This window comes from Brevundimonas sp. SL161 (assembly GCF_049896985.1).
GTDB lineage: Bacteria > Pseudomonadota > Alphaproteobacteria > Caulobacterales > Caulobacteraceae > Brevundimonas.
This window is the reverse complement of the sequence record NZ_JAFCVJ010000037.1, coordinates 1-19,571: the sequence shown is the minus strand read 5'-3', so window position 1 is coordinate 19,571 and position 19,571 is coordinate 1. Positions and strand designations below refer to the sequence as shown.

At 65.2% G+C, this 19,571-nt stretch carries 18 protein-coding genes and 1 pseudogene; 9 read left to right on the top strand and 10 right to left on the bottom strand.

Features of this window, described 5'->3' with window-relative positions; translation table 11 throughout:
* The first annotated feature begins 78 nt into the window (after positions 1-78).
* Both ACP7AU_RS16270 and ACP7AU_RS16265 read left to right on the top strand, forming a co-directional pair.
* Complete coding sequence (locus tag ACP7AU_RS16270; RefSeq protein WP_426052070.1) at positions 79-1,704, top strand: flavin-containing monooxygenase; 1,626 nt, start codon at positions 79-81, stop codon at positions 1,702-1,704.
* Positions 1,691-2,584 carry an alpha/beta hydrolase gene (locus ACP7AU_RS16265; RefSeq protein WP_426052069.1) on the top strand — a complete coding sequence of 298 codons (894 nt, stop codon included), beginning with the start codon at positions 1,691-1,693 and terminating at the stop codon, positions 2,582-2,584. Before ACP7AU_RS16270 ends, ACP7AU_RS16265 begins: the two co-directional genes overlap by 14 nt.
* Positions 2,585-2,590: 6 nt before the next feature.
* On the opposite strand, the gene ACP7AU_RS16260 is transcribed toward ACP7AU_RS16265, so the two are convergent.
* The 5 genes from ACP7AU_RS16260 to ACP7AU_RS16240 are packed head-to-tail and all read right to left on the bottom strand — an operon-like array spanning position 2,591 to position 6,025.
* Complete coding sequence (locus tag ACP7AU_RS16260) at positions 2,591-3,376, bottom strand: enoyl-CoA hydratase/isomerase family protein (RefSeq protein ID WP_426039912.1); 786 nt, start codon at positions 3,374-3,376, stop codon at positions 2,591-2,593.
* The gene (locus ACP7AU_RS16255) at positions 3,373-4,563 is read right to left on the bottom strand and encodes a lipid-transfer protein (protein WP_426039911.1); all 1,191 of its coding nucleotides are present in this window, start codon (positions 4,561-4,563) and stop codon (positions 3,373-3,375) included. Before ACP7AU_RS16255 ends, ACP7AU_RS16260 begins: the two co-directional genes overlap by 4 nt.
* A complete protein-coding gene (locus tag ACP7AU_RS16250) occupies positions 4,560-4,991 on the bottom strand; it encodes a Zn-ribbon domain-containing OB-fold protein (protein WP_426039910.1) in 432 nt (143 codons plus the stop codon). The genes ACP7AU_RS16255 and ACP7AU_RS16250 overlap by 4 nt, the downstream gene beginning before the upstream one ends.
* Before the next feature lie 11 nt (positions 4,992-5,002).
* Entirely contained in the window at positions 5,003-5,551 is a 549-nt protein-coding gene (locus ACP7AU_RS16245) for a MaoC family dehydratase (RefSeq protein WP_426039909.1), read from the bottom strand.
* A 27-nt stretch (positions 5,552-5,578) separates the two neighbouring features.
* On the bottom strand, positions 5,579-6,025 hold the full coding sequence (locus ACP7AU_RS16240) for a MaoC family dehydratase (protein ID WP_426052068.1): 447 nt from the start codon (positions 6,023-6,025) through the stop codon (positions 5,579-5,581).
* Positions 6,026-6,252: 227 nt separating this feature from the next.
* On the opposite strand from ACP7AU_RS16240, the gene ACP7AU_RS16235 reads away from it, so the two are divergent.
* The 5 genes from ACP7AU_RS16235 to ACP7AU_RS16215 are packed head-to-tail and all read left to right on the top strand — an operon-like array spanning position 6,253 to position 13,314.
* Positions 6,253-8,733, top strand: coding sequence for a TonB-dependent receptor (locus tag ACP7AU_RS16235; RefSeq protein WP_426052067.1), 2,481 nt, complete (start codon positions 6,253-6,255; stop codon positions 8,731-8,733).
* On the top strand, positions 8,733-10,106 hold the full coding sequence (locus ACP7AU_RS16230; protein WP_426052066.1) for a spinster family MFS transporter: 1,374 nt from the start codon (positions 8,733-8,735) through the stop codon (positions 10,104-10,106). The genes ACP7AU_RS16235 and ACP7AU_RS16230 overlap by 1 nt, the downstream gene beginning before the upstream one ends.
* Before the next feature lie 2 nt (positions 10,107-10,108).
* Positions 10,109-11,842, top strand: coding sequence for a class I adenylate-forming enzyme family protein (locus ACP7AU_RS16225; protein WP_426052065.1), 1,734 nt, complete (start codon positions 10,109-10,111; stop codon positions 11,840-11,842).
* Positions 11,839-12,597, top strand: coding sequence for a 3-oxoacyl-ACP reductase FabG (gene fabG, locus ACP7AU_RS16220; RefSeq protein ID WP_426039904.1), 759 nt, complete (start codon positions 11,839-11,841; stop codon positions 12,595-12,597). The genes ACP7AU_RS16225 and fabG overlap by 4 nt, the downstream gene beginning before the upstream one ends.
* Before the next feature lie 51 nt (positions 12,598-12,648).
* Positions 12,649-13,314 carry a TetR/AcrR family transcriptional regulator gene (locus ACP7AU_RS16215; RefSeq protein ID WP_426039903.1) on the top strand — a complete coding sequence of 222 codons (666 nt, stop codon included), beginning with the start codon at positions 12,649-12,651 and terminating at the stop codon, positions 13,312-13,314.
* A gap of 293 nt (positions 13,315-13,607) precedes the next feature.
* On the opposite strand, the gene ACP7AU_RS16210 is transcribed toward ACP7AU_RS16215, so the two are convergent.
* The 5 genes from ACP7AU_RS16210 to ACP7AU_RS16190 all read right to left on the bottom strand — a co-directional run bounded on the left by ACP7AU_RS16210 (position 13,608) and on the right by ACP7AU_RS16190 (position 17,353).
* Positions 13,608-14,630: an IS110 family transposase gene (locus ACP7AU_RS16210; protein WP_426052064.1), complete on the bottom strand. Its 1,023-nt coding sequence runs from the start codon at positions 14,628-14,630 to the stop codon at positions 13,608-13,610.
* A 229-nt stretch (positions 14,631-14,859) separates the two neighbouring features.
* A complete protein-coding gene (locus ACP7AU_RS16205; protein ID WP_426052063.1) occupies positions 14,860-15,552 on the bottom strand; it encodes an IS6 family transposase in 693 nt (230 codons plus the stop codon).
* A gap of 103 nt (positions 15,553-15,655) precedes the next feature.
* Positions 15,656-16,159 (bottom strand): isoprenylcysteine carboxyl methyltransferase family protein, encoded by a 504-nt coding sequence (locus ACP7AU_RS16200; RefSeq protein WP_426052062.1) that lies wholly within the window; start codon positions 16,157-16,159, stop codon positions 15,656-15,658.
* Positions 16,156-17,208 carry a type III polyketide synthase gene (locus ACP7AU_RS16195; protein ID WP_426052061.1) on the bottom strand — a complete coding sequence of 351 codons (1,053 nt, stop codon included), beginning with the start codon at positions 17,206-17,208 and terminating at the stop codon, positions 16,156-16,158. The genes ACP7AU_RS16200 and ACP7AU_RS16195 overlap by 4 nt, the downstream gene beginning before the upstream one ends.
* A complete protein-coding gene (locus ACP7AU_RS16190; protein ID WP_426039955.1) occupies positions 17,168-17,353 on the bottom strand; it encodes a hypothetical protein in 186 nt (61 codons plus the stop codon). The genes ACP7AU_RS16195 and ACP7AU_RS16190 overlap by 41 nt, the downstream gene beginning before the upstream one ends.
* A 38-nt stretch (positions 17,354-17,391) precedes the next feature.
* Between ACP7AU_RS16190 and ACP7AU_RS16185 the strand changes: the two genes are divergently transcribed.
* Both ACP7AU_RS16185 and ACP7AU_RS16180 read left to right on the top strand, forming a co-directional pair.
* Positions 17,392-18,960: a DHA2 family efflux MFS transporter permease subunit gene (locus ACP7AU_RS16185; protein WP_426052060.1), complete on the top strand. Its 1,569-nt coding sequence runs from the start codon at positions 17,392-17,394 to the stop codon at positions 18,958-18,960.
* A 207-nt stretch (positions 18,961-19,167) separates the two neighbouring features.
* A pseudogene (locus ACP7AU_RS16180) lies at positions 19,168-19,571 on the top strand (IS5 family transposase); the annotation flags it as partial.

Genomic DNA, 19,571 nt, shown 5'->3' with positions numbered 1-19,571 from the left:
ACCAAGGTGGGCATCGTTATCAACACCATCGTTGACGAACATTTGGCATCGTGGCAACTTTGGAGAATGGAGAGCGCCATGGTTGAAACAGTTCAAATCGACATCGTCGTGATCGGGGCCGGACTGGCTGGCCTCCGTGCCCTCCACACCTTCCGGGCACAGGGTTTCGGGGTTCAGGTGCTGGAGGCATCGGACGAGGTCGGCGGCGTCTGGAATTTCAATCGCTATCCGGGTGCACGCTGCGACGTCGAAAGCTTCGACTATTCCTACCGCTTCTCCGAAGACCTGGAGCAGGAATGGCGATGGAGCGAACGTTACGCCAAGCAGCCTGAAATCCTGCGCTATATCAATCATGTCGCCGACCGCTTCGACCTGAAGCGTGACATCAGCCTGAACACACGCGTGCGGCGTGCCGAGCTTGAGGCCACCACGGGCCGCTGGCTGATCGAGGCGAAAGACGGGCGGCGCTGGTCCGCTCAGCGCTTCGTCATGGCCGTCGGCCAGCTGTCCACTCCCAAGGCGACGACCTATCCTGGACAGGAGACGTTCGAGGGCCAGGTCCTGTATAGCGCCCGCTGGCCGCGCGATCCGGTCGACCTGCAGGGCAAGCGGGTCGCCATCATCGGCACTGGCTCATCCGGCGTGCAGATGACGCCGATAATCGCGGCCCAGGCCGAGCACCTGACGGTGTTCCAGCGAACAGCGAACTATTCCATCCCCGCCGCCAATGCGCCTGTCTCGGACGAGGAGGATGCGGCGGTGAAGGCGAACTATCGCATCCGCCGCGAGGCCGCGCGGAACTCCCCAAGCGGCCTGGGTTTCGCCCCCGATCCCCGTTCGGCTGCAGAGGTCGAGCCCGAAGAGCGCGAGCAGATTTTCGAGGCGGCCTGGAACCGGCTGGGATTCGGCTTTTCCCTCGCGTTCAAGGACATCCTGCTCAGTCAGACAGCCAACGACATCACCTCGGCCTTCGTCCAGAAAAAGATCGGCGAACAGATTGAAGACCCCGTCCTGAGGGACAAGCTGGTGCCCAAGGGGTTCCCGTTCGGGACTCGCAGACCCTCTGTCGACGGCGGATATTTCGCCACCTTCAACCGCCAGAATGTCTCCCTGGTCGACATTACGGAGACGCCGATCCAGACCTTCACGTCTACCGGAATTCGAACAAGTGCACAGGACCTGGCCTTCGACGTAGTGATCTATGCGACCGGCTTCGATGTCTTCACCGGCTCCATCCTGAAGATCGACATTGTCGGCCGTGACGGCCGGACGCTGCAGGACGCCTGGGCCGGCGGTCCGGCCAGCTATCTGGGCATCGGCGTCCACGGCTTTCCCAACCTGTTCTTTATCGGCGGACCCGGCAGCCCGTCCCTGCTGAGCAACGTCATCCTGTCCAGTGAGGAACAGATCGATTGGCTGGCGGCCCTGTTCGACACGGCGCGAGCGCATGGCGTATCGGAGATCGAGGCGACGCAGGCGGCCCAGGCGGACTGGGTTGACCACGTCAACGCCCGCGCGCATGAGACCCTCTACATGAAGACGCCATCCTACTACGTCGGGGCCGAGATGCCGGGGAAGCCCCGCGTCTTCATGCCCTACTCCGGGGGTGTCCGGGGCTATCGCCGCATCCTCGAAAAGGCGGCGGCGAAAGGCTACGACGGGTTCGATCTTCGGGGCGGCGAGGCGATGCGTGCCGCCTCCTGACGGGTCGCTGGATCCCGACCTCGCCACGTGGCTCGCGGATCCGCGCATCGCCCTGAGCGTGCCCGCGGATCTGACGGCCTTTCGGGCCGGAGCCAACGGCTATCTCGCTCGTGCGCCCAGACCGGACATCCACGCCGTCGAGGACGTGGAGATCACCGGCCCGGGCGGCCCTCTGGCTCTACGTGTCTACCGGCCAGCGGCCGGGCCAGATCGGGCGATCGTGGTCTTCCTGCATGGCGGAGCCTTCGTTTTCGGAAACCTCGAAACCCACGACGCCGTGTGCCGACGCCTTGCCTTGAGCAGCGGCCTCACTCTGGTCGCGGTCGATTACCGGCTGGCCCCCGAGCATCCCTACCCTGCGGGCATGGACGACGCGGTCGCCGCCCTGGACTGGGTCAGATCGCGTTTTGCCGGCCTCCCCGTCGAGTTGGCGGGAGACAGCGCAGGAGCCTGGCTGGCCGTGGCGACCGCACTGATGTCGGCGGCCGTCGGACAGCCGGTCAGGGGTCTCGCCTTGCTCTATCCGGCGGTAGACCCTGGCTGCGCCAGCGCATCTCAGTTGGCTCTTGGGCGAGACCACATGCTGACGCGGACGTTCATGCTGTGGGCATGGCAGGCCTATGCCAGGGACGGCATGGTCGACCTGATGGGTTGTGACCTGTCAGCGCTGCCGTCCACCACGGTCATTACGGCTGGCTTCGATCCCCTGCGGGACGAGGGGCAGGCTCTGGTCGAGCGGGCACGGGCGGCGGGCGTCGAGGTCAGGGCCCACCACTATCCGGACATGATCCACGGGTTTGCCGGCCTGCCCCAGGGGAGCAAACGGAGCGACGACGCCGTCGCGCGGCTGGCGGAAGGCCTTATCGCTGCCCTGGTCTGAGCGGGGTCAGAGGCCCCTGAAGTCAGGCGGACGACGGGCAACAAAGGCAGCGATACCCTCCCGGCCCTCGGGCAGGCCGACAGCCTCGGCAATGCCTTGCGCCTCCAGTTCCAACTGCGTCTCCAGCCCATTGGACAGGGCCTGATGCAACAGAGCCCGCGTGCGGGCGAAGGCGCGGCGCGGACCTTGGGCGAGCGTCCCGGCGAGGGTGAAGGCCTCGTCCTGCAAGACTTCGTCGTCGATCGCCCGGGTGATCAGGCCGATCCGCTCAGCCTCCACGGCATCGATCCGCGCGCCGGTCAGCGCCAGCCGTTGCGCCTGGCGGTATCCGACCAGCCGCGGCAGGAGCCAGGTCGCCCCGCCGTCGGGCGTCAGGCCGATCGCACCATAGGCCATGGCGAACTTCGCGGATCTGGCCGCCAGGGCGACATCGCCCAGGATGGCCAGGCCAAAGCCGGCGCCGGCCGCTGCACCGTTGATCGCCGTCACAAGAGGCTTGTCCATCCGCGCCAGTCGCGCGACCGCCATATGCAGGGACGCGGTCAGTCCTTGCACGAGAGCCGACGCACCCGGACCGGCGGCCGCGAAGGCCTTCACGTCGCCGCCAACGCAGAACGACCGGCCCTTTCCGGTCAGCAGCACAGCTCGCACGCCGTCGTCTGATGCGCAGGCCAGTGCGGCCTTCAGCAGGCTATCGGCCATCTCCTGGTCGATGGCATTGCCGGTGTCAGGGCGCGACAGAGTCAGGACCGCGACGCGATCCCGGACCTCGATCTGGACAGCCTCGCTCATCGTTTCAGGACAATGGAGCCGCCGTTGGCCCCCAGGCCGAGCACGGCGGACATGACGATGCGGGCCCCCTCGACCTGGCGTTCGCCCGCCTGTCCCTTCAGCTGCCAGGCCAGTTCGCAGACCTGCATCAGCGCCTGGGCCGTCGTCGCCTCGCCGAACGACAGGAAACCGCCGCTCGGATTGACCGGCAGGCGACCTCCGATCGTCATTTCCCCCGCCGTCAGCATTCGATCGCCTTCGCCAGGCGCAAAGAAGCCGAATAGTTCGGGCCAGGCGAGGATGTGCCAGGCGGTATTGTCCGCGATCTCGACCAGATCGACGTCCGCAGCCCCGATACCGGCCAGATCCCAGGCCCGATGTACGGCCGTGACCACCTCGCTGGTATGCGGCACGCCGGGGCGCGGCGTCGATCCGACGGTCGGGATGCGAGCGGCCGGGTCGCCGAACCGGCCCGTGGCGATGGCGCTGGCGGCGACCTGGATCATCGGCCCACCCGCCCGGCGGGCCTGGTCCTCGGACCCCAGGATGACGGCCGCAGCCCCGTCGCTGACGGCGCAGATTTCTAGCAGATGCAAGGGATCACTCACCATCGGAGAGGCTAGGACCTCGTCCACCGTGGAGGGGGTGCGAAACCGGGCATTGGGGTTCATCGCGCCATGACGCCGCATCATCACCGAGGCGGCGGCGAAGGTTTCGGCGGTCGTGCCGTGATCGTGCATCCGGCGTTGGGCTTCCATCGCCCAATAGGCGGGATTGGTGGCCCCCATGGTCTTCCAGCGCAGGAAGTCGTGATCGGCCGGGTCGTCGGCCGAGCCCGGCGGTCGCGGGATGAAGCCCTTGGGCATCCGTTCGGCGCCCATGGCCGCGACAGTGTCGTACTGGCCGCTCGCGACGAGCATATGGGCGGTGTGGAAAGCGACCGCCCCGGCCGCGCAGGCTCCGCCGACATTGATGCAGGCCAGGCCATGTTCCGAGACCGTCTGGACGAGTTCGTTGGCATGCAGGCCCCAGCCCATGCCCCCCTCGAACCGCGAACTGGCTGCGACCAGACCCTGCAGATCGCGCCATTGCAGGGACGCCTCGCCCAGGGCCGCCTTCATGGCGTGGATGGCCAGCTCGACCTGCGTCGTCCCGGGCCATTTCCCCCAGGGGTGGGCCCCCACGCCCAGAACATAGACCGGCCTCATGTATCGGCCCCGTCGTCGGGAACGAAGCTGTGGGTCATGACGGTCTGGGCCCCTTCCGCGTTCAAGGTCCGGGTCGAAAGCCGAAGCGGCATGCCGATTCGAACTTCTTCCAGTGGCGCTTCGACGATCCCCATGACCCGCAGGCCGTTTTCGACGTCCACAAGGCCAAGCACATACGGCTGCCAAGGCTCGATCGCGAAAAGCGGCGGCGGGCGATATCTCTGCACTGTGAAGCTGTAGAGCTGGCCACGCGCCATGATCCGCGCCGGGGCGACACCCTTACCCTCGCATTCCTGGTTTCGACAGCTGACGACCTGAGGATAGTACAGCGTCCCGCAATCCGCGCAGCGGGTACCGAGCAAGGCGGGCGCAGGCTGGTCCAGCGCCAAGGCTTGCGCGACGACGGCCGTGATGGCGGCTTCTTCCATTGCCCGCCCCTTCAGAGCGAGAGGATGTCGCGGGTTTCGCGGAAGTACAGCAGGCCGCTTTCGACGTCGGTGACCTCGACCCCATGGCGCACATAGCGCCGGCCCCGCTTCTCGAACTTGTCGATGGCCCGCGTGGTGATGCGTACGTTCGCCCCGACCGGAATCGGCGCGACAATCTCGGAGTCATGGTAGGTGTGAATGGAGCCGATCGAGAAGGGCCGTGTGGCGTCGAATTGCACCGACAGGACGAAGTGCGAGACCAGCAGAGGCGGCACGATCGCGCCGCCGAACGGCGACTGGCCCTCGATGTGCCAGCTGTTCATGCGCCAGCCCTCGTACCAGGGATTGAAGTCCTCGACGCCGTCGCAATACAGGATCACCAGCTCTGCAGAGAGGTGAAGGTCGCGCGACAGCTCGTCGCCGATCTCGACCATGTCCCAATAGGGACGGGCCTCGGACGCGAGGCCGTCGATGAACTCGCGGGTCTGGCGCGCCTGAAGCGGGCTCATGGGTTTCAGGGCGTCTGCGGCGGGCATCTGCCCATGCGTTTGGGAGGTCATACGGTCATTTCCTTGGACAGGCGGCGATCAGACGCCGACATCGACTTCGACCCAGCCGGCCGTCTTCTTCTCACCGGCCTCGTTCTCGGCCCAGACATCGACAATGAAGCGGTAGCCGCCGCCCTTGGGCTGCTTCTCGCGCACCACCCCCTGGGTCGAGATGATCTCGTCGGCAAAGGTCGACGCGACGTATTTGAGGACCACGCGCGCGCCCTTGAAGAAGGCGGCGCCGAAGTGGTTGACGCACATCTCGGCGATATAGGCCGACGACATCTCCCCGGTCTGGATCGGCGCCTTCAGCCCGGTCGCAGCCGCATAGACCGGGTCCCAATGGTTCGGATTGAACCGGCCCCATAGACGCGATCCCATCAGCTGGATCGCGGCCTTCTTGCGAAGGCTCTGCAAGCGATATCCGACCGGCGTCGCCGGCGTGATCGCCAGATCGAGCGGTAGTGACGTTCCAGTGCCATCCATGGCCAACCCTACTCCCATGCCTGCGACTCTGATGGTCGCCAAGGGGAGCACGAACCGCAAGCCGCGACCCGACCAGCCCCCATCGTGATTGCACTATCAACGCTGTCGTTGATTTTTGTCAACACTGGTATTGACAGATCGAACGGCGACAGTCTTTCTGAGGCTGTCGCAAGGACTCGCACCAGACGAGCGAAAGGCGGCAGGGATTGGAAAGTCAGGGGAGAGCCATGGCTATATCTACGAAATCGCTGTTGATGGCGGGTAGCGCCGCAGCCTTGCTGATGGTCGCTTCAGGACCTGCGTTCGCACAATCGGCCGGAACACAGAGCGCCACGGCGCAGGAAGACACTTCGTCGGTCGACGACATCGTCGTCACCGCGCGACGCCGGTCAGAGACCCTGATCAGTGTGCCGGTCGTGGTGAACGTGGTCACAGCCGAAACGCTCGAGCGGAACCGCGCCGACGACCTGTCGCGCATCGGCGAGCTGACACCGACCGTCGTCGTCGGCGCCTACAAGTCGAACGGCGGCGGTTCGATCGCCATTCGTGGCATCAGTTCACCCGCCAACCAGACCGGGTTCGAACAGGCCGTGTCGGTCGCTATCGACGGCGTCCAGACCAGCGACGGCCGTATCACCCAGATGGGTTTCTTCGATCTTCAGCAGGTTGAAGTCCTGAAGGGACCCCAGGCTCTGTTCTTCGGCAAGAACAGCCCGGCAGGTGTCATCTCGATCAAGTCCGCCGATCCGACCGACCAGTTCGAGGCGGGCTTCCGCGCAGGCTACGAATTCGAGGGCGATGAGGCCACGATCGACGGCTACGTGTCCGGGCCCCTGGCGGAGGGGCTGAATGCCCGTCTGGCCCTACGCTATCGTAACCTGGACGGCTGGCTGTCCAACACCGCGCAGTCGATCGCCAACCCCTTCTACTCAGCAATCAGCGGCGCGCCTGCCGGTGCCGCCACCCTGCCCGGCGTGTCGGACAGTCGGCCGGGCGACGAGGAAATCCTCGGCCGCCTGACGCTGACGGCCGAGATCGCTCCCACCATCACCGGGCGGCTGAAACTGTTCATGGGCCACAACGAGGACGCGGGCCCCGGCGTCGCGACCCAGAACATCGGGTCGTGCACCGGCGGCTCCAACCCACGGGTCTATGGCATCGCCGACCCGTTCGCGGACTGTGTCGCGGACAACCGGACGACCAGCGGCGACCTGCCCGACGCGATCGCGAGAACGATGCGCGGCTATCGCGGCAACAACAGAGCCTACGGCGAGCTGGACGTGTTCACCGGCGTGCTGGATTTCGACTGGGCCCTGACCGACACGCTGAACCTGTCGTCCACCACCGGCTACAACTCGACCCAGTATGAATTCCTGTCCGGCCTGGACCAGACGACCTATTCTCAGCTGGCCTTCTACAATCGACAGACCAACCAGGAGATCAGCCAGGAATTCCGCCTGAGCAGTGACTACGCGGGCCCGCTGAACTTCATGCTGGGCGCCTTCTTCCAGGCGACAGACCTGTTCACGACCAACGACACCAAGCTGCGCGACAGCAACTACCAGGCCGCGTCCGGCCGGTTCTCCACCTATGAGGACTATGCAAAACAGAGCGGCGAAACCCAGTCGGTCTTCGGTCAGCTGATCTACGACCTCAGCGACACCATAGAGATCGCAGGAGGGGTGCGCTGGACACGCGAATCCAAGGATTTTGCGAAGAGGAACCTGTACGGCATCGGCACCTTCGCGACCCAGAACACCAACTATGCCGGGTCGACCATTGTCGGCGAAATCCAGGGTCAGTTCGAGGACGACAATCTTTCACCGGAAGCCACCATCACCTGGCGTCCCGATAGCAATCATACGGTCTTCGTGGCCTACAAGACGGGCTACAAGTCCGGCGGGTTTGGTCTGACCAGCCCGCTGCAGACCGGGACGGTGATCGGCGACATCAACTTCGGTTCCGAGTCCGCCAGCGGGTTCGAGGCCGGGGCCAAGGGCATATTCGCCGACGGTCGCCTGCGCGCCAACATCGCAGCCTTCGCCTACCGCTTTGAAGACCTGCAGGTGAACACCTACGATCCGGCGCGGATTGCCTACACCATCAACAATGCCGGTGAGGTCCAGCAGCGCGGGTTCGAGGCCGACGGCGTCTGGCAGGCCACAGATGCCCTGTCGCTGCGCGGGGCGATCGCCTACGTTGATGCACAGTTCAACGACTTCGTGGGGCAGTGCTACTCCTACGCCTTCCCGACCGGCACGGTGCGGGCGACGGCGGTGGCTCCGACGAACTGCTCGTTCGTCAACACGACGGCCCTGACCCTGCAACAGGACTTCGATGGCCGCGCACCCGCCCGCGCGCCCCAGTGGTCGGGAAGCGCAGGCTTCACCTATGAAACCCAGATCGCCGGGTTCGGCGTGGCCCTGACCGGCGACGGCTTCTACAGCGACAGCTACTATGCGGCGGAAACCATGGCTCCCGCCACACTGCAGGAGGCCTTCTGGCGCTACAACGCCGGGGTGACGGTAACGTCGCCGGACGGGCGCTATACCGCGCAACTGATCGGGCGCAACCTCTCGGACGAGAACTACATCCTCTATGCGGCGGACCGGACGGGCGGAGCCAGCGTGCCCGGCGCGATCGGCGAGCAGCGAGGCGTCGTTGCGCGGGGCCGCGAAGTGGCGCTCCAGTTCTCGGCCAAGTTCTGATGACAGACACGACCCAGGCCGCCGGATCGAAAGATCCGGCGGTTTCGTCGTCAAGAGCCCCGCCCGCCACCGGCTATGCCTGGTACACGGTTGCGGTTCTGACGGTCTGCTACACCCTGTCCTTCATCGACCGCCAAATCCTCAGCCTGCTGGTCGGTCCGATCAAGGCCGAGTTCGCGGTGTCGGACACTCAGGTCGGCCTTCTGGGCGGGCTGGCCTTCTCGCTGTTCTACACCATCGTCAGCCTGCCGGCGGGACGGCTGGTCGATCGGCTGAATCGTCGAAACATCATCGCCGCGGGCGTCTTCTTCTGGAGCCTGATGACCGCAGCCTGTTCGGTGGCTATGGGGTATCCCGGGCTGTTCCTGGCCCGCATGGGCGTGGGTGTAGGCGAAGCCACCCTGGCGCCCGCCGCCGTCTCCATGATCTCGGACACCTTCCCGAACGAGAAACTGGGCGCAGCCATGAGCCTTTATGGCGTCGGCATCTATCTGGGTTCGGGCCTGGCGCTGCTGGTCGGGGGACTGGTGGTGCAGCTGGTCACCCAGACCGCGACCCTGACCCTGCCGATCTTCGGCGAGGTCGCCTCATGGCGCGCGACCTTCCTGGTCACCGGCATCCCCGGTCTGCTGGTCGCCCTGTGGGTCCTGACACTGCGCGAGCCCGCCCGACGCAAGGTCATCGTCGCCGCCGACGGAGCCGTCGCACGCCTGACGATCCGCGAGACGCTCGCCGAGATCGCCAAGCGCCGCGTGGCTGTCGCCTCGATCGCACTCGGCCTGATGTTCCAGGCCGTCGCCCTCTATGCCTTCATGCTGTGGTCGCCCGGCGTTCTGCAGCGCTCGTTCGACTGGACGCCGCAACAGACCGGTCTGGTCATGGGTCTGGTCGTGCTGATCGGGGGCAGCTTCGGCATGCTGATGGGCGGACGCCTCAGCGATAGCGGCCTGGTCGCGGGTCGCCGCGACGCCGCGCTTCGCATCGCCACGGTCAGTTCCATCCTTGGCACCCTCGCCTTCGGAGCCTTGATCTGGGCCCAGGGCTTTTCAGCCACCGCCACGGTCGCGGTCTTCGCGGTCGGGGTCGTCCTTCTGGCCATGCCGGCAGGCAGTTGTTACGCGGCCTCGCAGATGGTCCTGCCCAACCAGGTCAGAGGCCAGGCCCTCGCGCTGATCCTGTTCGTCGCAAACCTGGGCGGGTTGACCATGGGGCCGCTACTGCCCGGACTGCTGAACGACTTCGTGTTCCGCTCGGAAAGCGCGCTCGGGTTGTCGCTCGGCATCACCCTGTCGATCTCGACCTTATTCGCGGCGCTGGCGTTCGGATGGGGACGGGCCGACTATCGCAGGCACCACGAGATCCTGAACCCCTGACCATGGCTTTTGAGAGCGTCAACGAGCCGATCATGCCTGCTAGAGCGTCCCATCCTTCCGTCGCCGAACGTCAGGCCGCCACGGCTCGGCGCTTCGATCCCTGGCAACCGCGCACCCTCTACGGAATGCTGACCCATGCGGCGGGGATGCATCCGGACCGACCTTATCTGATCACGGACGCCCGGACCTGGACCTATCGCCAGATGGCCGACTGGGCCGCAGCGGTCGCCGGAGGGCTGGTTACCGCGGGGGTCCGGCCGGGCGAGCACGTTGCCCTGGTCATGGCCAACTACCCCGCCTTCGCCGCCCTGAAGTTCGCGATCGCGGCGATCGGTGCCGTGGCCGTTCCGGTCAACATCCTCAACCGCCGGGACGAACTGGCCTATGTGCTGCGCCAGTCGCGGGCCGTCATGCTGGTCACGATGGACCGGTTTCGTGACCTCGATTACCTGGAGATGCTGGACGAGATCGCCCCGGGTTGGGAGATCGACGGAGGCGGCACGGCTCAGCCCGACCTGCGCTCGGTCACGGTCTTCGAGGCCGAAGGCGGCGGGCGGGCCGGAGCGACCACGTTCGAAAACCTCCACGACGGTGCGGGCGCGCTTCCCGAGGTCGACCCGGCGGCCCCCGCAGACATCATCTACACCTCGGGCACGACCGGTTCGCCCAAGGGCGTGGTGCTGACCCATGACATGCTGCTGCGCGCGGCCTTCGGCAGTGCCTATGCGCGTGCGTTCGAGGACGGAAGACGTATCCATTTCAGCCTGCCGATGAACCATGTGTACGGCTATGTCGAAGGCCTGCTCGCGGCCCTGTTCGTCGGCGGGGCGATCGTGCCGCACCTGAAGTTCGATCCGCGCGAAACGCTGCGGGCCGTCGAGCGCCACAGGGTGACCGACCTGCTGTTGATCCCGACGATGACACTGGCCATCCTGGATACCCTGGCCGACACACCGGTCGATACGGCGTCGCTCAAAGGGATGCTGTCCTCGGGCGGGCGCACCCCGCCCGGTCTGTGGGATCGTATTCTGGCGACCTTCGACGGCATCGAGATCACCACCGGCTATGGCATGAGCGAATGCACGGCCTCGACCACGGTGACCCGGCCGGACGATCCAGCCGACCGCCTGAAGGCCACCAACGGTCGCCTGCGCGACGTCGGGCCGGCGGGCGATCCGGCCATCGGCAACCGCATCGTCGACTATCGCGTGGTCGACCCACAGTCCGGCGCGGTGCTGGCCCCCGGTGAGGTCGGCGAGCTGATGGCCAGAGGCCCCGGCGTCACCGCGGGTTATTTCGACAAGCCCGAGTCGACCGCAGAATCCTTCGACGCCGACGGCTGGCTGCACACCGGCGACCTCGGCCGGATCGATGCGGACGGCTATCTGAGCCTGGTCGGGCGGGTTAAGGAAAGCTACCGCTGCGGCGGCGAACAGGTCACGCCCTCCGAGATCGAGGACGTGCTGATGGGCCACCCGTCCGTCTTGCAGGCTCACGTCGCCCCCGTGCAAGATGACCGCATGGGCGAGATCGGCATTGCCTTCATCGTGACGCGCCCGGGATACGTGCTGGAGCCTCAGGCCCTAATCGACTGGTGCGCCGAACGGCTCGCACGCTTCAAGGTGCCGCGCCATGTCCTGCCGATCAAGGTGGAAGAGGTGCCGCTCACGCCGTCGGGGCGACCGCGCAAATTCCTGCTGTCGCGCATGGCCATCGAACGTCTGGGCCTGTCATGAGCGAACCCTCCCGCGTCGCCCTAGTGACCGGAGCCGCGCGCGGCATCGGCGCCGCCATCGCCGAACGCCTGGCCCGGGACGGCTGCGATGTCGCCGTAATGGACCTTCGGACGCAGGCCTGCGCTGACACCGTTCAGCGAATCCAGGCGCTAGGGCGTCGGGCCATCGCCGTGGCCGTCGATGTCTCCGACGAAGGTTCAGTCCAGGCCGCTGTCGAAGCGGCCGAAGCCGCGCTGGGACCGCCCGCCGTTCTGGTCAACAACGCCGGCGTCCTGCGCGAGAAGACCCTGGCCAAGATGACGCTCGATGACTGGCAGGTTGTACAGGATGTAAACCTGCGCGGGGCATTCCTGATGTGCCGCGCGGTCCAGCCCGCGATGCGCCGCCAAGGCCACGGACGGATCGTCAACCTCTCCAGCATTGCCGCTTTGGGCGCTTACGGACAGGCCAACTATGCCGCAGCCAAGGCTGGGCTGATCGGCCTGACCAAGACCTTGGCGCTGGAGATGGGCAAGTCAGGCATCACCGCCAACGTCGTCGCACCCGGCTTTGTCGTAACCCCGATGACCACTGCTGTCGCCGAACGGCTGGGGGTGACCTTCGAGGCGATGGTCGCAGATATCGTGCGCGATATCCCCGCCGGTCGCCCGGGCCAGCCCGACGACGTCGCCAATGCGGTCTCGTTCTTCGCCGATGTACGCTCAGGGTTTGTGTCAGGTCAGGTGCTGTTCGTGGCGGGCGGTCCACGCGGTTGATGACCTCACCTGTTTGGTCTTTCGGCCATCCCTCGCTAATCAGGCTCTGACATGAGTCCGACAAGCGACAAGACCAGCGGCATCGGCAAACGCCGGAAGGCGGCAAAGGAAGAAAGCTCCGACGCTTACAAGCGGCGTCGCCGCGAGATCGCTGAGGCAGCGGTTCGCGTCTTTGACCGCTTGGGTCTGCAGGGCGCGAGCATCAGCGCCGTGGCTGCCGAACTCGGCATCGATCGCGCTTCGGTCTATTACTACATCTCGTCCAAGGAAGAGTTGTTCGACGAGGTGCTGCGCGCCGTCGCGGAACGCAACTCCCAGATCGCCACCGATATCGCAGCGAGCCCACTGCCCGCTCCGGACAAGCTGTGGAACCTGATCGTCGCGATCATGGAATCCTATGGCGAGCACTATCCCCTCCTGTTCATCTATATCCGCGAGAACCTCAGCCGTGTGTCCGGCACCCGTTCAAAATGGTCCTCGGACATGCGCCAGGTGAACCGCATCATCGAGAACGCTTTCATCGAGATCATCGAAGAGGGCTATACCGACGGCACCTTGCGCGACGTCGGCCCCTCGCGCATCGTCGCTTACGGGATGTTGGGCGTCGTCGGCTGGACCCATCGCTGGTTCCGCCCCGAGACCTCGCATCAGACCGCCCGCGAAATCGGCGAAACCTATGCCAACATGATGGTTTCCGGGATGCGTGTGGCGCCGTAGGCTTATCAGTCGGCGCGGCGCTGTCATCTGTGGACGGCCCCTGCACTGCAAGGATGAATTTGGATTGAGGTGACAATCTGGGTGGTGCGGTCATCTGTCCGGCCTGTTTGTGCGGCGTCGATGGCCGCTGGCCCTGATGGAGTCCGCTGGACCAGGTCCCAATCAGGGTATCGAGCTCAGGGCTCCGACAGCGCCTCGGGTTTTCCTGGCCTGCGGCCGCTATCTGATCATCATCAACCCGTTTGCACCCTTCCAGTTCGGAGCGGCGGACCGACGGTCCGTCGCGATCTCATTCAGACCGTGGCCATGGCCCTGTAACTCTCGCCGCGCGCCATGACGGCCCAGGCGATCCGCGCGGTCTTGTTGGCCATGGCGACCGTGACGACGCGGGATGGCCGACGCTCGAGCAACGACTGGACCCAGCCAGCGGATGGCGTCACCCCGGTTCGGGCGCGTCGGATCACCGACGTCGCTCCGACCACCAGGAGCTTGCGCAGATAGCCATCGCCCTTCTTGGTTATGCGGCCCAGGCGATCTTTGCCGCCGGATGAGTTCTGCCGAGGGACCAGGCCCAGGAAGGCCGCGAACTCCCGACCTGACCGGAACAGGCCTGGATCGCTGATACTGGCCGCCAGGGCGGTCGATGTGATGATGCCGACCCCGGGGATGGTGGCAAGGCGCTGGCTGGTCTGGTTCTGTCGATGCCAGGCGAGCAGGCGTCGCTCGAGGGTGCGGATCTGCACTGCCAGAGCCTCGAGTTGGACCCCGAGCATCTGCATGGTCAGCACGGCGGTCTCCGGAAGCGCCGAAGGACTGGCTTCTCGTACCAACTGCAGGAGGTCGAAGATCCGCCGCGCGCCCTGCGGAACCACGAGGCCGAACTCGGCGCAATGACTACGGATCGCGCGGATCAACGTCGTCTTCTGGCGTACCAAAAGCTCTCGGGTCCGGTGCAGGGTCAGGATTGCCTGACGCTCCGCACTCTTCACCGGCACGAACCGCATCGTCGGTCGGGTGACGGCCTCGCAGATCGCCTCGGCGTCAGCCGCATCGTTCTTCTGGCGACGGAGATAGGCCTTCACATAGCTCGGCGGCATCAGCCGCACCTCATGGCCCAGGGCTGACAGCTCGCGGGCCCAGTAGTGGGCGGTCGCGCAGGCCTCCATGCCGATCAGGCACGGGGGCAAATCCCGAAAGAAGCCCATGAGTTCGCCGCGGCGCAGCTTCCGACGGACAGTGACCTGCCCCTCCGAACTGACGCCGTGAACCTGGAAGACACTCTTGGCGAGGTCGAGGCCGATCGTGGTAGTCATCATGGTGGACGGTTCCTGTTCTGTGGCCGCATAAGCAACGACCACACTATGGCGCACTCGACGCCGGACACAGGGGCCGTCCACCCCATCAGGCTAACTGGGTCTGTCAGGGCAACTGAGCCAAGTTGAAACGTGCCCTACCCCGCCCAGTTTCAGACAACCGCAGCCGCCCAAGCGGCGGGCCTGACAGGTTAACTTTGCAAAGTCGAAAGCCCCCTACCCCGCGGCCCGATCAGGCAACGGCGGCCGCCCAAGCCTCATCGGCTTCTGCGCGGAAGCAGCGAAGGGTTGGTCTGCTGATCAGATGACGCTGGATGTTGAAGGTGTTGTAGATCGCTGCGTGGGTGGTGAGGAATCTCTGGGCTGAGGCTTGGGATTTGAACCGCTTCTGCTGTCGTTCTCGTCGTCGGATCGGCAAGTGGGAGTTCTCTGCCCGATTGTTCTCGCGAAGCCGGCCCGGTCGATGGAGATGCCTCAAGTCCAGTTGGTCCAGAGCTGCGCCGTATGATGCCAGGCCGTCCGTTGTGATCGTGTGCGGCTCGACCGGCTGGTTGTGAAGGAGACGCGTGAGCAGCTTCAACGCAGCGTCCGTGTCCCGCCGGCGCTGGACCAGGAGGTGGAGGACCTCGCCTTCGTCGTCGACGGCGCGCCACAGATACATCCGCCTTCCGCCGATCGAACAGACCATCTCTTCCAGATGCCAGCGAGGCGATGGGGCTGGCCGACGGCGCTTCAGCCGCCTCGCGATCAGCGGTCCGAACTTGATCGTCCAGCAGCGGATCGTCTCATAGCTGACGTCGATCCCCCGTTGCGCCAGCAGCTCCTCGACGTCACGAAAACTGAGGCTGAAGCGAAAGTACAGCCAGACGGCATGCCGGATCACATCTGCCGGAAACCGGTGGCGATTGAACGAAATCGACTTCACGAAATATGATCCCCGTCAGTGGCTTACGCCACAAATACCGGAGACCTTTTATCGTTCGCCTGACAGCACCCTTTAATGCTCCCAAGCCCGACACAAGCATATGCTAAACTTCCGGGGTTCCGGTCCCCGCCAGCGCGCGGCTCTCTCCCCTTATGCGGATCGTTAGGACAGCGGCATTCAGAATGGAGAACACGACGGCATAGGCCACAAGGTCGAACGCCAGCGGCAACACGCCGATCTCCAACGCCACGACCACATAGTTTGGGTGGGACAAGAACCGATAGGGACCGCGACGCACCAGGGTCTCGCCCGGAACCGTGATGATCCGCGTCGTCCAGCGGCCGCCGAGCGAGGCTATGACCCAGATGCGGGCGAGCTGCAGCAGGACGAAAACTCCCATCCAGATCCAGTTCACCGGCTGATCCCACGCCAGGACGAATAGGCCTATCAGCCAAGCCGCGTGCAACCCTACGATCAGCGGGTAATGGCCTGCCCCGGTCTCCAGCCCACCGTTTGCCAGCAGCCTCGTGGTATTGCGCCGTGCCAGCACCAGCTCGCCCAGCCGCTGGACCGTCACCAGCACCAGAATGACGATCGAGGCGATCATGCCGCCTTGCTCAATGTGACGGTACTGGCGGTGAAGCCCGGTCCCAAAGCCGTGACCACAGACCGCTCGGGCAGACCGGAGTGCCGGGCACGGTTCAGGACGTGAAGCACGGTCGGCGCCGACATGTTTCCATGGTCGGCCAGCACCGCGCGTTCATGATCCAGCCTGCCTTGGTCCATCGACAGCGAAGCCTCCATTGCGTCGATCACCTTCATGCCGCCAGGATGGCAGATGAAGCGGTCGATGTCCTCGACGCGGTTTCCATCGGCGGCCAACATCCGGTCCATGGCCGGACGCAAATGCTCGCGCGCGAAAGGTGGGATGGCACGGGCGAAGATGACCCCCAGCCCTTCGGGTTCAACCCGCCAGCCCATGATGTCGAGCGTGTCGGGCCAGGTGTGTTCTGCGGTCGCCTCGACGTGGGCGAAACCGCCCTCTCCGCAACGCAGGATGCAGGCCGCAGCGCCGTCACCGAACAGGGCCGTGGCCACGATGTCGGCCTTGGTCAGGTTCTCCATCCGGAACGACAGCGTACAGACCTCCACCGCGACCAGAAGCACCACCGCGCCCGGACTGGCCCGCGCCAGGCGACTGGCGATCGCCAGACCTGCGACGCCTCCGGCGCATCCTAGTCCGAACACGGGGATTCTCGCCGCATCCGATCGGAACCCCAGACGCCCCATGGCACGGGCGTCGAGGCTGGGTGTGGCAATCCCGGTCGACGAGACGGTGACGATGATATCGACCTCGGCCCCGGTTAGCCCGGCACCGGACAGGGCGTTTTCCGCCGCCCGGCTGTAGAGATCGACCGCTCCGACCAGATAGGCTTCGGTGCGTTCCGGCCAGGTCCTCGGCGTCGTGTACCATTCGATCGGCATGACCGATTGGCGATGACGAATTCCAGCCGTGTCGAACACCTTGGCCATGCGGTCGAACTGCGGGAACCGGTCCTGAAACAACCGCCGGGCCACCTCGGCGACGGCGGCCTGGGGCATATCATGGGGGGCGTCAGCGGTCCCGATGGACAGCAGGGCGACGGGCGCGGTCATCAATGGCTCCCACCGCCTTATCGATCTCCATCTGGAAATCATCGCGAGCGGCGACGTTGCGGAACATCATGCGTCCGGCCTCGGTTCCAGTCGACTGATCGGGCGTGACTTTATCACGCGGCAGGCGTCTGGATTGATCATGCATAGTGAAACCGCCCTCGACCGATCTCCCCGCAAGTTTCGATGACATCAAGCGTCACGCCTAACCCGGTCAATGCCGTTACCCTGTGGGTTGGCTTCATCGTCATGTGCGTCGGCATGTTCATGGCGATCCTGGACATTCAGGTCGTGGCGACTGCCCTGCCGACGATCCAGGCGGCTATCGGCGTCGCGCCCGACCAGATGAGCTGGGTCCAGACCGCTTATCTCGTCGCCGAGGTCATCGCGATCCCGCTGACCGGTTTCCTGACTCGCGCCCTGACCATGCGATGGCTGTTCGTAATCGCGATCAGTGTGTTCAGCCTGGCCTCGCTGGGCTGCGCGCTGAGCAATGACTTTGAGACGTTGATCTTCTGGCGGGTAATCCAGGGTTTCTCGGGCGGCACTCTAATTCCAGGCGTCTTCTCCGCGGTCTTCCTGCTGTTCCCGCAGAGCCGGCAGGGGATCGCGACCACCATCGCGGGCGTCCTTGCGGTGCTGGCACCCACCGTTGGTCCGATCGTGGGCGGATGGATCACACAGACCTACTCCTGGCACTGGCTGTTTCTGATCAATCTCGCGCCCGGCATGATCTGCGCCGTGCTGGCGGTCTGGCTGCTGCCGCGTGAACGCGCCGACCCTGCGTCGGTCCGCCGCCTGGACTTCGTCTCCCTGATCCTGATGGCCCTGGCGCTCGCCGCACTTGAGATTGCGCTGAAGGAGGCCCCTCAACGCGGCTGGGCGTCGCCCCTGGTGATGGGCCTGGCGGCTCTGTCGCTGGCCTCCGGCGTCGCGTTCGTGAGGCGAAGTCTGACTGCCATCCATCCCGTGGTCGAGCTGAAGACCCTGTCGAACCGCAGCTTCGCGATCGGCTGCGTTCTGAGCTTCGTGCTGGGCATCGGTCTGTTCGGCTCGGTCTATCTGATGCCGGTCTTTTTGGCCTTTGTGCGGGGCCATGGGCCGTTGGCGATCGGAACGATCATGCTGGTCACGGGCTTGGCACAGCTCGCCACGGCGCCGGTCGCCGTCGTCATGGAGCGCCGGATGGATGCGCGGTTGATGACCGCCATGGGGTTCGCCCTGTTCGCCCTGGGCCTCGGTCTCAGCGCCTTCCAGACGTCTACGACCGATTTCGACGAGATGTTTTGGCCTCAGATTCTTCGCGGCGTCGCGATCATGCTGTGCATGCTGCCCCCGACGCGTTTGGCACTCGGCAACCTCCCGCCGGGCGAGGTACCGGACGCCAGTGGCCTGTTCAATCTGATGCGAAACCTGGGCGGCGCCATCGGTCTGGCCCTGATCGACACCGTCATCTACGGCCGGGCACCGGTATTGGGCCGCCAGATCGTCGCGCGGCTGCAAGCCGGAGATGTCGAGACGGCCCAAGCCTTGGGTATTCCCGCATCGGTCTTCGCCAGCCGGATCGGCCAGCCGATCGACGCAGGTACGGCCGCCGTACTGGCCCCGCTCGTCGAGAAACTGGCGCTCGTTCACGCCATCAACGAGGCCTGGGCGATGATTGCCGTTCTGACCTTGGTTGCGCTCTGCACCGTGCCGTTTGCAAAGCCGCAGGCCGTCACAAGCCCAACCCTTCAAAGGAAGCCCGTCCAATGAGCCGGTTCGATTTGCATTCTGAAGCCGCCTTGTCGCGCGGTGCGGCCGGCTACGGTCCGCCTCTTGGGCGCGAGTGACGACCTTGTCTCGACGACGAGATTACGTGACCTTTACGGCCTAGGCCGTGTGGACAAAGAGGATTCCCAAATCGCTTGATCGCTGATTCAAGGCTGTTCTTTGCGGAGAGCAGCCTTGGTTCGTGGTTTGATGTCGGATGCGGAGTGGGCGTTCTTCGAGCCGTTCGTGGTCGAGACGGGGCCAAGGAGGGGGCGGCGGCCTCGCGATCACCGGCTGGTGCTGGACGGGGTGTTCTGGATCGCCCGGACGGGGGCTGCATGGCGTGATCTGCACAGCCATTTCGGGACATGGAACTCGGTCTATCGCCAGTTCCGGCGCTGGACACAGGCGGGGACCTGGGACGTCATGCTGGAAGCGCTGAACGAGACCGGCGAAGGTCACGCCAGCGTCCAGATGATCGATTCCACCATCATCCGCGCCCATCAGCACGCCGCCGGCCCGCTAAAAAAGGGGATCAGGACCAGGGTCTTGGCCGCTCTCGCGGTGGCTTCTCGACCAAGATCCATCTCCGCAGCAACGCTCTGGGCCTGCCT